This is a genomic window from Pseudomonas sp. DE0157, assembly GCF_007678615.1.
In the GTDB taxonomy this organism is placed as follows: domain Bacteria; phylum Pseudomonadota; class Gammaproteobacteria; order Pseudomonadales; family Pseudomonadaceae; genus Aquipseudomonas; species Aquipseudomonas parafulva_B.
Genome location: NZ_VEJN01000003.1, coordinates 47,892 through 59,771 on the forward strand (window position 1 = coordinate 47,892; position 11,880 = coordinate 59,771).

The 11,880-nt window shown below is 55.2% G+C and carries 11 protein-coding genes and 1 pseudogene; 6 read left to right on the forward strand and 6 right to left on the reverse strand.

Annotated features, from left to right (window positions below; translation table 11 throughout):
* Nucleotides 1-474: 474 nt before the first annotated feature.
* Nucleotides 475-1,347 (reverse strand): TniB family NTP-binding protein, encoded by an 873-nt coding sequence (locus FS777_RS05825; RefSeq protein WP_041505924.1) that lies wholly within the window; start codon nucleotides 1,345-1,347, stop codon nucleotides 475-477.
* A gap of 108 nt (nucleotides 1,348-1,455) precedes the next feature.
* On the reverse strand, nucleotides 1,456-3,273 hold the full coding sequence (locus FS777_RS05830) for a Mu transposase C-terminal domain-containing protein (protein ID WP_041505923.1): 1,818 nt from the start codon (nucleotides 3,271-3,273) through the stop codon (nucleotides 1,456-1,458).
* Nucleotides 3,274-3,871: 598 nt separating this feature from the next.
* On the opposite strand from FS777_RS05830, the gene FS777_RS05835 reads away from it, so the two are divergent.
* The 3 genes from FS777_RS05835 to FS777_RS05845 all read left to right on the forward strand — a co-directional run bounded on the left by FS777_RS05835 (nucleotide 3,872) and on the right by FS777_RS05845 (nucleotide 7,261).
* Nucleotides 3,872-4,438, forward strand: coding sequence for a trans-aconitate 2-methyltransferase (locus FS777_RS05835; RefSeq protein ID WP_145254407.1), 567 nt, complete (start codon nucleotides 3,872-3,874; stop codon nucleotides 4,436-4,438).
* Nucleotides 4,439-4,749: 311 nt separating this feature from the next.
* The gene (locus FS777_RS05840) at nucleotides 4,750-6,000 is read left to right on the forward strand and encodes an MFS transporter (protein WP_145254410.1); all 1,251 of its coding nucleotides are present in this window, start codon (nucleotides 4,750-4,752) and stop codon (nucleotides 5,998-6,000) included.
* 7 nt (nucleotides 6,001-6,007) lie between these two features.
* A complete protein-coding gene (locus tag FS777_RS05845) occupies nucleotides 6,008-7,261 on the forward strand; it encodes an arsenic transporter (protein ID WP_145254414.1) in 1,254 nt (417 codons plus the stop codon).
* 276 nt (nucleotides 7,262-7,537) lie between these two features.
* Here FS777_RS05845 and FS777_RS05850 read toward each other — a convergent pair whose 3' ends face one another.
* Nucleotides 7,538-7,882, reverse strand: a complete 345-nt coding sequence (locus FS777_RS05850; protein WP_078478616.1) for a transcriptional regulator — start codon at nucleotides 7,880-7,882, stop codon at nucleotides 7,538-7,540.
* A 248-nt stretch (nucleotides 7,883-8,130) separates the two neighbouring features.
* On the opposite strand from FS777_RS05850, the gene FS777_RS05855 reads away from it, so the two are divergent.
* Entirely contained in the window at nucleotides 8,131-8,427 is a 297-nt protein-coding gene (locus FS777_RS05855) for a hypothetical protein (RefSeq protein WP_058604601.1), read from the forward strand.
* 18 nt (nucleotides 8,428-8,445) lie between these two features.
* Here FS777_RS05855 and FS777_RS05860 read toward each other — a convergent pair whose 3' ends face one another.
* Nucleotides 8,446-10,068 carry a hybrid sensor histidine kinase/response regulator gene (locus FS777_RS05860; RefSeq protein WP_145254417.1) on the reverse strand — a complete coding sequence of 541 codons (1,623 nt, stop codon included), beginning with the start codon at nucleotides 10,066-10,068 and terminating at the stop codon, nucleotides 8,446-8,448.
* Nucleotides 10,069-10,183: 115 nt separating this feature from the next.
* Between FS777_RS05860 and FS777_RS05865 the strand changes: the two genes are divergently transcribed.
* Together FS777_RS05865 and FS777_RS21375 are read left to right on the forward strand one after the other, a co-directional pair.
* Nucleotides 10,184-10,798 (forward strand): response regulator transcription factor, encoded by a 615-nt coding sequence (locus FS777_RS05865; protein ID WP_058639286.1) that lies wholly within the window; start codon nucleotides 10,184-10,186, stop codon nucleotides 10,796-10,798.
* Nucleotides 10,799-10,953: 155 nt separating this feature from the next.
* Nucleotides 10,954-11,124 (forward strand): hypothetical protein, encoded by a 171-nt coding sequence (locus FS777_RS21375; protein ID WP_153302504.1) that lies wholly within the window; start codon nucleotides 10,954-10,956, stop codon nucleotides 11,122-11,124.
* Nucleotides 11,125-11,149: 25 nt separating this feature from the next.
* On the opposite strand, the gene FS777_RS05870 is transcribed toward FS777_RS21375, so the two are convergent.
* Nucleotides 11,150-11,419, reverse strand: a complete 270-nt coding sequence (locus FS777_RS05870; protein ID WP_027915584.1) for a DUF6555 family protein — start codon at nucleotides 11,417-11,419, stop codon at nucleotides 11,150-11,152.
* A gap of 131 nt (nucleotides 11,420-11,550) precedes the next feature.
* Nucleotides 11,551-11,724: pseudogene (locus FS777_RS05875) on the reverse strand (general stress protein); the annotation flags it as partial.
* Nucleotides 11,725-11,880 lie beyond the last annotated feature (156 nt).

An 11,880-nucleotide genomic window follows, 5' to 3' on the forward strand; every position in this document is an offset into this window, starting at 1 on the left:
AGCCATTGCCCCTACACTGTTAAAATTTGTTACAGTCACTACAAATTTAAGATAGTTGATTTCACGCCTTAAAAACAGAATAAATTCACAAAGTTCTGGATACTTTGATCTCGGCCCGCTCACAAAAGTATCAGCATCGTCAATCACTAAAACCACAGATATCCCACTGCTGTTAATTTCACGCAGGAGGCTTAGTAGTGTTCTAGATGAATCTTTGACAATCCAATCTGGTAGTCCTAGCGCGCTAACGAGTGATTGCCGCAGTGAGCCACATAGATGCGTGTGGGAAGAGCGAATGACTATCGGCCATATTTTTCGAGCGCTATCAATCCGCGAGAATAGGAACGATAGCACTGTGCTTTTCCCGGAAAGTGGTTTACCTTGCAAAAAAACCAGATCATTCAGGTGGAGAGCGCTGAAAACCTGTTTCTTCGCTTGCATCTGAAGTTGACAGTGAAGGATTTTCATCTCAACTCATTCAGCCGGCAGCTCTTGAAGCCACTTCGATTTTCCCGCCTGCTGGAGAATTTCTATTGTGATCTTCTCTGTGCCGGACGAGATAGCATAAGCTCCAGCAGCCTTCAGTAGGTCGCATATTCGACCGATAACACCTTCCGTTTTCAAATAAATCTCGGTACTCAGCTCAGCAGAAGATAAGCGCGACGGAAACGCCAACGGCATGATGCTTTCCCAAGTATCGAGAAAATTCAGATATTCCGAGTCGCTCTGCTGCCACCGGGTCACCTCGTACTTTTCAAAGCGTCGCTCGTACTGAGGGTCAAAGCTGAGAGCATTAAGTGCCTCGGACACGCCAAAAACAAAAAAGCTCATGTAAAGCGGAGGGCCACACATGCCTCGAAGCATTGACAAAAATGCCAATTGTTCTTGGTTGGACAATTGCAGTACGGAATCCTGAAACTCATCCATAAAAATAGCTCTGACATCATTTGCCAAGCAATAATCCGTGATGATTTTGATGTCAACGCCAGCTTTACCAGGATCAAGGCCCAATGCGCCCATCAATTTCTCGCCGGGACGGGGGCGTACCCTTGTATTTTTTGTGTCGCGCACAAAATTTACATAGCGGATTTTACGGCACCATTCCTGATCCAACCCTCTCACTGCATTGCAGATCGTGGACTTTCCATAGTTGCTGCTCGCAGTCACTATAAGACAAGGTGCTTCCATGCATCCCCTTGGGATGTGAATCATGTTATAAGCTATCGTCTGAACATTTCTCAGGTGCTCAGTAGAAATAACAACATCCTTTCGCATGAAGTCCATGCGGTCTCGGTCAGATAGATCCATTGCAAAGCGTCGACTTTCCTCCAAGTGCTCGTACGGCATTACCCACCCCTTTCAATCGTTTTTATTATTACAAAACAAGGCGACTCCATTCATCATCATGGAAGGCGTCGCCTAGTGGTTAATCAAGTCAACGGCAGGGGTGATACATCACCCTTTCCAGTCGAGCTTTTTGCGAGTTTGATCAGAGGCAAGCGGCTTCAAATCAGTGTCAGCGGGCAAATCTTTCTCAATCGACTGCATTGATTGAGAAATCTGGGATTTCTTCGCATTACTCTGCCGGATTCTTTTGGTTTCCTTGACGGCGTTATCAACATCGTCAAGAGACTGAAGCCTTAGCTTATGGAGGTCAGGAGATGCAAGCTCACCGCGCCGACGCCTACCAGACTTAGTGCGAGCCACGTACTCGCTCATTGAGATAGGCTCTTTGGTTACATCGGCGTATGGGATATCATAGTATTTCCCATCCAATCGCAGCCAGATTTTGCCGAGATTAAGCGGGTTATACTTAAAAACGAGTCTCTGTCCGACCAGTTTGCGAACCACTAATGAAACATAGAACTCGCCATTGAATTCTACGCCCTTGGTCTGGACGGTTCTTGAGATAGACGGGAAAAAATCCAGCAAAAAAGTTCGAAAATCACCCGGCACCGGAGGTACATAATTTTGGCCAAGCTTGGCCATCTCCTCATCCCACACCTCGGATGGAGTCTTGCGTCGCAGCCCCTCGTGAGCTCGACCATGATAGATAGCCACTTGATCAGCAAACCATCTACATAGCTGCTTGTAGGTTAGAGCCGACTCTTTGGCAGAGTCATATTCCGCCTTAGTCAGCACATTTGAATACGTCGTTCCCGGCAGCATGTGTGCTTTGCCCATCAAGGTACCGATTAACCTCTCGACATGCCCACCGTAATGCTTTTTGCCAATAGGTCTAAGAAGCAAATCGATTCTGTAGTAATTCAAAGTTGCTTCGAAAGCGTCTGAAGTAAACTCTGCAGCGTTATCAGCACCTACTGCTGCTGGCGTGCCCCAATAGCGATGCATGGTGCCTTGCCCACCACCCATCATTAATGGTTGCTCTGTCTTTGGATAACAAGCAGAAAGCAGTGCCATCGCAACACTCACTGCGCTCGGCGCATGCAGCGCCAAGTAATACCCTAGAACTATGCGGCTTTTAAGGTCAATAACCACAGTCAACCAAGGTCGCATTAGGGGAAGGCCCTTGGCATCTGTAATTATTACGTCCACTCTTGTATGATCAATTTGTACCATCGACAAAATGGTTTCGACATCAACAGAGCCTGGCTTCATGACAAACTTCTGCAGCATCTGCTCTCGACCATGACGCAACGAGTAGGCAGCGCGCTCACCAAATGCATCAAGTCTCTTCTTGAGCGTATTGGCGCTCGGTGGTTTAAGCCCGGACACCTCACATTTCGACTCAATATACTCATACAGCTCTGAAAAAGTGCTGAGTTTTTTTGTTTGCTTGAGATACCGCGCGATCCCGTCGTCGATGATCTGTTCATGAAGATCGCTCAACATCCGAGTAGCCGCTTTCCTACCTCGCACATTTCTCATCAGCGAGACCGCACCCAACTCTGGGTCATACCTTCTGAGCAGACGTGTTAGTGTTGCTTCGGAAACCTCGATTTCAAGCAGCAATGCAGCGCGCGCGAGTTTGCCTGAGCGATATCTCTCAATGCCCTCTGCGCGCCTCATTGCAACTTGCATCTCTTTAGGGTTGCTTTTTGATTGCTCAAGCCAAGCCAGTCGACGCTCGTCAATGTAGTTCTTGCGTTCGTTATCGACCTCTAACAACGCGACCTCAGTGAAAGGAACACTAAAAGAATTGTTCAGCTCCAGATTTTGAAGTGCGACAGAACCGTCTGGAGAGATCCCTACCACTCGGAAAGTTTTCTCGTCATGTGTTACCAGGCAACCTTCTCTTACCGGTCTTTTCATTTTCAACTCCAGCAATTCAATGCACGCTGAAGTTAAACCACCGAATCAACAACGTCAAAGCTCGACGGAAAGCGACTCTTCTTAAAATAATTATTGAATATTGACAGCGAGTCACCCCATTAAAAGCCAAGCAAATTTCAGGCCACTATCTAAGTGGCTCTTTCATAACAAAAAAAATCAATCTGTCAATATATGCAAAATAAAACAATTTTTACTATATTACCTATAAACACGAGCACGACTAATGCGCAGGTGATATTGCATGAAAAAAAATCAAGTAATCCAGCCGAAGTTTTAGGTCGCACGCAACGCCCGAGGAGCTCCTTGAATATTGATGAGGGTTAAAAAAGACTGATTTAAGCTCAAGTGAAAGTGATTGTTTGCTACCGGCAAACCCTCGTTAGCGCGGAAAACCATTCAGTATTTTCATGGGTTTACGAAATGATCATCTTTGAGCGCACGCGCAATATCGCTGCAAGTGTTATTTTTCTTGGCCTCAAGCAATGTCACGCCTGAAGATGATCATATGCTCTATAGAAGCCCTGTTAATGATCACCTTCAGATGATGAGAACGCTGAAAACCTTGAACTAGACGGGGTTGAGGGTACGGTCATTTTCTCTTGAGCGTCACAATCACTTCACCGATCGCAAATGGATTGAGCGTTTCGGGGCCTTGTTGAGGCCGTCAGCAACTGTTTTAGATCTGGGCTGCGGCTCTGGCCAACCTGTGGCGCGATATCTGGTCGGAATCGGCGCTCGCATTGTGGGTGTAGATTCCTCCAACCAGATGCTGACCCTTTGCAGTGCACAGTTTCCTGAACAGCAATGGATTCACGCAGACATGCGCGCGCTTGCATTGGGACGCCAATTTGACGCGATCATTGCTTGGAACAGCTTCTTCCATCTCAAACCCTCTGATCAGCGCGGGATGTTCCCGGTTTTCCGTCGTCACGCGGCTCCAGGGGCGTTGCTCATGTTCACGAGTGGGCCTTCTTACGGTGAGGCCTTGGGTACATTCGAAGGCGAAACGCTGTATCACGCGAGTCTAAATGCCAAGGAATACGCCGATCAGTTGCGCATCAACGGGTTCGAGGTAGTCGATCACGTCGTTGAAGATCCAGAATCTGGAGGACTAACCGTATGGTTAGGGCGCCTCCTGCCCTAAACTAATATAACTACAGGTGATAACTACACTAAATATTCATTTAGTTTAGTTATAATTTATTACTCCGTATCGTTGTATATCCAGCCCTACCTTGCCAAGTTCTCATCTGATGATGCCCTGATGACCAGGCCTGTTATTTCATCCCTCACTGATTCTTGGCCTTCACCCCAGACAACTCAAATCCGCCTCTGGAACCTATTATCGCAAAGCACAGTCTTTGCCAATGACACCCCAGCATCAGTACTCGCCTGCCGTCCATCCCCCGGCCCACGCCAGCGAGATGGCTGCGTGGCCCTCTCGAGAGCACGTCCTTGGAAAACCCTAGGCAATCCGCCCCGTATCGCTCGCTTGACTGGTTGAACTTCTTCCTCGCCGATGTACGTGACGGACTTGGACCGTACCTCGCCATCTACCTACTTGCCGTTCATCAATGGCAGCCCGCAAGCATAGGGCTGGTCATGACGATTGCCGGTGTTACTGCCCTGCTCGCCCAGACGCCCGCCGGCGCCCTGATTGACCGTACGCCTGCCAAGCGTGCCGTGGTGGTCATAGCGGCAGTACTGGTAACCGGGAGCTGTGTGCTGTTGCCTTTTATCACGTCATTTACCTGGGTCGCTATAACCCAGACTGTAAGCGCACTGGCCGGCTCCGTGTTCGCGCCGGCGATCGCTGCCATCTCACTGGGGCTGACCGGACCGAAGGCGTTTACGCGACGCGTAGGGCGCAATGAAACCTTCAACCATGCTGGCAATGCATTCTCTGCACTACTAGCCGGTGGGCTCGCCTACCTTTATGGCCCAGTAGTGGTGTTCTATTTGATGGCTGCCTTGACCGTGGCCAGCGTCATCGCAGTAGCATGCGTGCCGGGCGCCGCCATCGACCACCACGTGGCTCGCGGCCTGGCCCATGGCCCGAACGATCAGGACAACCCGGCTGGCTTTGCGCTGTTGCTGCATAACCGCACCTTGCTGCTCTTCGCGATCTGCTGCGCTTTGTTTCACTTGGCCAATGCGGCCATGCTGCCATTGGTAAGCCAGAAGCTCTCCCAGGTCGACCTGCGCCTGGCCACGCCGCTGACCTCGGCCTGCATCGTGGCAGCGCAGCTGGTCATGGTACCCATGGCGCTGTTGGTCGGGGCGCGTGCCGAACAATGGGGGCGCAAGCCGTTCATGCTCGTGGGGTTCCTGATACTCCCACTGCGCGGCGCCCTCTACACCTTGTCGGACAATCCCTTCTGGCTTGTAGGCGTGCAGTTACTCGACGGCATTGGCGCCGGCATTTTCGGGGCTTTGTTCCCGATCATCGTCAAGGACCTCACCGAGGGCACCGGGCGGTTCAACGTGAGCCTTGGGGCGCTTACCGCCGTGTTCGGGCTAGGTGCAGCGCTAAGCCCTGGTCTGGCGGGGTTCGTCGTCCAAGCGGCGGGCTATAATGCAGCGTTCCTGACGCTGGCCGGCATCGCAGCCTGCGCCTTCGTGCTTGTGTTGGTAGCCCTGCCCGAAACCCACCCGCGTCAGGGCGATGCGCCCTCCTCCTCAATACCGTCAGCCGCCGGAAACTGAACCCTTCATGCACCTGAGCCAAACCTCATTGATCATCTGGATCGTCTCGGCCTTGGCCACCGCCGGCGTCATACTCCGACCCTTCAAGGTGCCGGAATTTATCTGGGCGCTGGGTGGCGCCATCGTACTTGTTCTGTTTGGGCTGATCCCGCCGGTGAACGCTTTGGCCGCCGTGGCCAAGGGCGGCGACGTCTACCTGTTTCTGATCGGCATGATGGTTCTGGCCGAAGTGGCCCGTCAGGAAGGCCTTTTCGATTGGGTGGCCCGTTACGCCGTAGGACATGCCCGGGGCTCTGGCCAGCGCCTGTTCAATCTGGTTTTCTTGGTCGGCACTCTGGTGACCGTCTTTCTCTCGAACGATGCCACTGCTGTGGTGCTTACCCCGGCAGTGTATGCAGCCTGCAAGGCCGCCAAGGCTGAGCCCCTGCCCTATCTGTTCATCTGTGCGTTCATCGCCAATGCCGCAAGCTTTGTCCTGCCCATTTCCAATCCTGCCAACCTAGTGGTTTTCGGCAGCCAGATGCCGCCCTTGTGGGACTGGCTCAGGCAGTTCACTTTGCCTTCGTTGGCAGCCATCATGGCGACCTATCTCATGTTGCGCATTACCCAACGCCGCCAGGTCTGCCAACCGCTTGCCCTGACTGTGCAAACACAGCCTCTTTCAGCCGGTGCCCGTCTGTGTGCATGGGGTATTGCGCTGACTGCTTGCGTGTTATTGGGTGCTTCGGCACTGGACATACCCTTGGGCCTGCCTACCTTCAGCGCTGGTGTCGCGACCACCGCGCTGATTCATTTGCGCCAACGGCGCGGCCCGATGCCCGTTATGCGACATGTGGCCTGGAGTGTACTGCCATTGGTTGCGGGCTTGTTCGTATTGGTCGAAGCTGTGGCCCAGACAGGCGTGATCGAACACTTGGCGCACATGCTCATGACGCTGGAACAGCGGTCTCAGGCCGCTGCGAGCTGGACCGCTGGGGTCGGTGTGGCCGTGGCAAGCAACTTGATGAACAACCTACCGACTGGGCTGATTGCCGGCTCAATGGTTGATATCGCCCACCTGCCTCGGCAAACCACCGCCGCGTTGCTGATCGGCGTCGACCTGGGCCCGAACCTGTCCATTACCGGGTCCCTTGCAACCCTGCTCTGGCTGGTGGCGATTCGACGTGAAGGCGAGTCTGTCAGCGCCTGGCAATTCCTGCGCCTGGGTCTGCTGATCATGCCGCCAGCCTTGGCCGCCGCGCTGTTGGCCCTTATGGTCTGATTGCCGCAAAGACCCCGCTGCAAAATCAACTGAGCATCCGATCACTGCTCGCCGCTGCGCATGCGCTGTCCAGGTCCGCACCCGCGAGGAAGGTGGCATAGTGATCGCGAAGCGCAGGCACGCAGCGGGTAGTGGATCGGGTCTGGTACCCATCCGCCCTGCGCCACGTATTCGGGTGCGTAGACGGATTCGCCCAGTCTGCCCTTAGGCTCAGGCGGCTGAGGGTGACTACTTGGCCGCTCTCGGGATGCTCCATGTAGATGTAGGCACCTTGCATCAGAACGCCTCAGGCTTGGGTTTGGGGAGGCGCACGCGTCGGGCTGAAAGTTGCTCAGGGTCATCCTCCAGCTGAACGAAACGGGCCATCTGGGCGCTGTGCTCAACGTCCTCGAGCGTTCGGAAGACCGTATCGTTGATGCCAAGCCGCCATAGCACCAGCATGAAGGAGCGCAGGTCTACGTGAGGCGAGCCCTGTTCGACCTTGCGCAACAGGTGCGGCGATATGCCAATAGCGGCCTTGATGTCCGCCTGCCGAATACCTAGCGCCAAACGCTGTGCCTTCACCAGCATGCCTACACGCGCGAGCATGTCGGCACAAGCCACGGGAAAGAAGTCTTGCATAATGCTCACCATCGTCAATTTTACGAGGCTTAAGACTTACGTCGGTTGCCTCTAAAATGAGAAACCAGACTCATAGAAGCGACTATAATCAACACTAACTAGTATAAGATCAATAGTTGTTGACTCCATATCTCGTATAAATTGATCAAGGCTCTAGTAGCCAGGTGCCATTTAGCACATCCGTCCTAATCGCTCCTCCCTTCAACGCACGCTATATTCCAGGGCTTTCATCGCCAAGGAAACCTCCCATGAGTCCTTTCAAGCTAATCGGCATTGCCGGTGCGCTGTTCGCCGTGGCCGGCTGCCAAACCGTCAAGCCTTCCGATGACACGCTGAAGAAGCGTACCGAGTTTGTACTCAATACCAAGGTCTCCAAGGTGGAAGATGTGCGCAGCGACAGCACCATCACGTACTACACCGCCACAACTGGCAAAGGGCGATTCGAATGCCAGATGCCCAGTGGCGCGCTTGTCGCTGCGGCCGGCATGGGCATCTATCAACCCACGCCCAGCTGCGTGAAAGAAGGCCAGACCGGACGCTTTTGACCGGCGCTATGGCCGCTTTCAATAACGGGGCGAGGTGGCGTTATCACAGAGCGTGCGCAACATGGCCCGCAATTCGACAGGGCGCACGGGCTTGGAAAGCACCGCGATACCGCGACCCTGTACTGCGACCTGTATTCGGTCCGGATCATGCCCCGTCATGATCAAGGCTGGTACAGCCCAGCCACGCTCGCTGCGCAGCCGCTCGATGCAATCGACTCCGGTGGCGTCCTGGCCAAGGTCATAATCGGCAACGATGACGTCGCAGTCCTCATTCGAAGCGGCAGCTGAACTATGGCCATCTACCTCGCATCCCCAGCGCTGCAACAGGGCCGACGTTGCTCTGAGCACGTTCTGGTCGTCCTCAATCAGGCAAACCCGCAGGCCGTTGAGCAAACCTGCAGCAGCCAGCTCTTGCTCAGGCGCTGCCCGTGTAGGGTGAGGCGTTATCTGCGGCAACCCCTTCAGGCTCACGGTGGTGCCGTGACCGGGTCGAGATCGCAGGTGCACCTGCACGTTCATCAGCCGCGCAAGCCGACGAACAATCGACAGGCCCAACCCGACGCCTTCGACGTCCTTGTCGCGCACTTGCCTGACCCGGTAGAACTCTTCGAACACCAGCGTCTGGTGTGCAGGTTCGATGCCTCGTCCCTGGTCACAGATCATGATGGCAAGACCATCCCGGCAGCGCCGTACACCTATCAACAGTGGCCGTCCCGATGCGTATTTAAGGCTATTGGACAGGACGTTCTGGACCATGGTCGTCAATATGCCGCGGTCTGCACGCGTCCAGTAGGGACAAGGCCGCACGCGTATCTCCACCCTCGCCCAGCGAGCAGCCTCGGCATGCTCACGTGCAAGGGCTTCGAGAAAATCGCCCAGAGCAAATGTTTCATAGCGCGGCTGCACGCGCCCGTTATCCAGGGTGTACAGGTCCAGAATCGACCGAAACAGCTGGGACACGTTCAGCAACGATCGGTCAATGCTGTCGACCAGCCTGCGTTCCTCCTCGCCCAGCCGCGCCTCGCGCAAACACGCCGTGAACAGACTGATAGAGTGAATGGGTTGGCGCAGGTCGTGGCTCGCCTGGGCCAGAAAGCGGGACTTCTCGCGATTAGCTGCAGCGGCCTGCTCCGAAGCTCGGCGCGTGCGTTCGAGCAGCAAGTGCGCATAGACGGGTATCACGGTACTGGTGGTCAGCAACATCAGCACCAGAAAAGGGTTGGCCTGCCAGTAAGGCGTCAGCCGGTACACCACTACCAGCGCGACCAGCGCCAGCCCGGTCGCAATGGCCAGGTATCGAGAGCCGAAACGCATGCCGTTGCCCAGGTTGACCCACACCATCACGGCATACAGCGGCAGCGCCGCTTCACCGCCGACCACCAAGCCGAAACAGGTGCCTGTGTAGTCGTGCACCATGCCCAGCACCCGGCGCCACGGATAATGCCCGGGCCAGCGTGCGATAGCCTGGCGCAGAAGCACCGATACCAAGAGAAAGACAAAGATGTAGACAACCACCGGCACGTAGAGCGCGGCAGAGCGGTCCAGCAGAAATACCAGCATCGCCACATAGGCGAACGCGCAACTGCCAACAATCAGACGCAAGTTCGCTTGATCGAGCTCGTTATTTTTATCCATGACCATGGCCGAAATCCTTATCATCAGGCGCCTTTGCTCCCATCACGGGGCAGCGCGCACGTGCCAGGGCTGCTACGTTAACATGGCCTGATCGACCTGCGGCCAAAGGGAGTTGCCAAGTGTGACCAGTCGAATAATCGTGGCGGACGACCATCCGCTGTTCAGGGAAGCCATGGTACGTACCGTCTGCCGTGTGCTGCCAAGCGCCTGCGTGGCCGAGGCCGGTAGCCTGGATGAGGTATTGCAGATTGCCAGCGTTGGCGAGGCTCTCGATACCCTGATCCTAGACCTGCGTTTTCCGGGCCTGGATTCCGTCAGCCGCCTTGCCCAGCTGAAACGCCAACTGTCGCGTACGACCTTGATCGTCGTTTCGATGGTGGACGATCCGGTCATCATCGACCAGGTCATGGCCTGCGGCGTGGATGGTTTCATCGGCAAAAGCCTGAGCGCCGAGCAAATGGGCGCCGCTATCCTTGCCGTTCGAGCAGGGGAAGTGTTGGTGCGTTACCTGCCTTCCGGCCTGCTGCCGATCGCCAATGCCGACGCGGGTACCGAGCACCTGACTCAACGCCAACAGGATGTGTTGCGTTTGATCGCACAGGGCAAGACCAACAAGGAGATAGCCAAAGCCCTGGACATCTCGCCCTTCACGGTGCGCATCCACGTCTCGTCACTGCTCAAGGCACTCAACGTCAGCTCGCGGACCGCTGCTGCCGTCAAGTACTCGGCCGGATAGCACCGTTGGTCAGACCCGCGCCTGCGCAGAGGGACTTCTACCCCTGCAGTGGCGCTCTGAAAAAGTGAGGGGTCTGGCAATGGCTGTTCCTCTCACTCCTGTGTTGGCCCGCCTTCGGGGCGGGCCTTTTTTCCAAACCAACGGAGGCGCATGCAGTGATCCAGAAACTTATGATGGGTGGCGGCAATGTCCAGGACGACTGGCCCGAGCTTGAACAAGAGCAGCGCAATGACAGAGTCGACGACCCCGACACTGACCCGGGCCTGACCGATGACGATCAAAATCGTCCAGGCGTACCTGCCAGCGACCCTGAGGCGGGTGTGTAATCAGGTAATGGAAGAGGTTGCGCAATCAGGCGGTGGTGGCAGGGTCTTCTAGAGACTGTCCGGGCTTACTGCCTGATAGGCGCCAAGTCACATCCGTGACGCCGTAGCGCTCAGCCATAGGCCGGCTGACCTTGCGGATCTTCTCGCGCCCGAATTTGGGGATGATGCCGATGCCGGCATCACAGCTCGCCCAATGCCACGCCTCGGCATTATCCAGACGCTCCAGACGAATGATGAAGGTGCGAGGCTCGCCATGGAGCCGGTAATCGATGATGTACAACTGGGGACTAGGCATCGCTGCACCCTCCTCTTTTGCGTGGATGACCCTGCGATGGAGTGCAGCGCGGCGCTAAAGATTCAATCGGATATGCGTCGTTGCCCCCCGACGGGTGCCCAGCACGGCCTCGGCGGGCACCTACGACAAGGTCAGCCGCGTGCTTCGCTCGTTACATTGCGCCCGCCGCCGTGGCTGTTCTGACCACCCTTGCGTCCAGCCTGCGAGGCGCGCTCACGGTCATTGGCGAAGTTACCACCTGAAACTTGGCCCCCTTTCTGCCCAGCGCGGGAAGCCTTTTCGCGGTCGTTGGCGAAGTTGCCTGGATTGGTTTCCTTGGTGCCGCCACGTTGACCGGTCGATCTCTGATCACGAGCCATTTCGTTTCTCCTTGCGGTTCTGGAAATGTGCAAGACATCAAGCCGTGCCCTTCATCGGAACCCGCGCGATAACAGGCTACTCAGTCCCATGGCATGGGTTGC

Excerpts from the sequence above, each read along its gene's own strand:
- FS777_RS05825 (WP_041505924.1), bottom strand. The coding sequence starts at position 1,347 with ATGCCGTACGAGCACTTGGAGGAAAGTCGACGCTTTGCAATGGATCTA.
- FS777_RS05830 (WP_041505923.1), bottom strand. The coding sequence starts at position 3,273 with ATGAAAAGACCGGTAAGAGAAGGTTGCCTGGTAACACATGACGAGAAA.
- FS777_RS05845 (WP_145254414.1), top strand. The coding sequence starts at position 6,008 with ATGCACCTGAGCCAAACCTCATTGATCATCTGGATCGTCTCGGCCTTG.
- FS777_RS05850 (WP_078478616.1), bottom strand. The coding sequence starts at position 7,882 with ATGCAAGACTTCTTTCCCGTGGCTTGTGCCGACATGCTCGCGCGTGTA.
- FS777_RS05855 (WP_058604601.1), top strand. The coding sequence starts at position 8,131 with ATGAGTCCTTTCAAGCTAATCGGCATTGCCGGTGCGCTGTTCGCCGTG.
- FS777_RS05860 (WP_145254417.1), bottom strand. The coding sequence starts at position 10,068 with ATGGTCATGGATAAAAATAACGAGCTCGATCAAGCGAACTTGCGTCTG.
- FS777_RS05870 (WP_027915584.1), bottom strand. The coding sequence starts at position 11,419 with ATGCCTAGTCCCCAGTTGTACATCATCGATTACCGGCTCCATGGCGAG.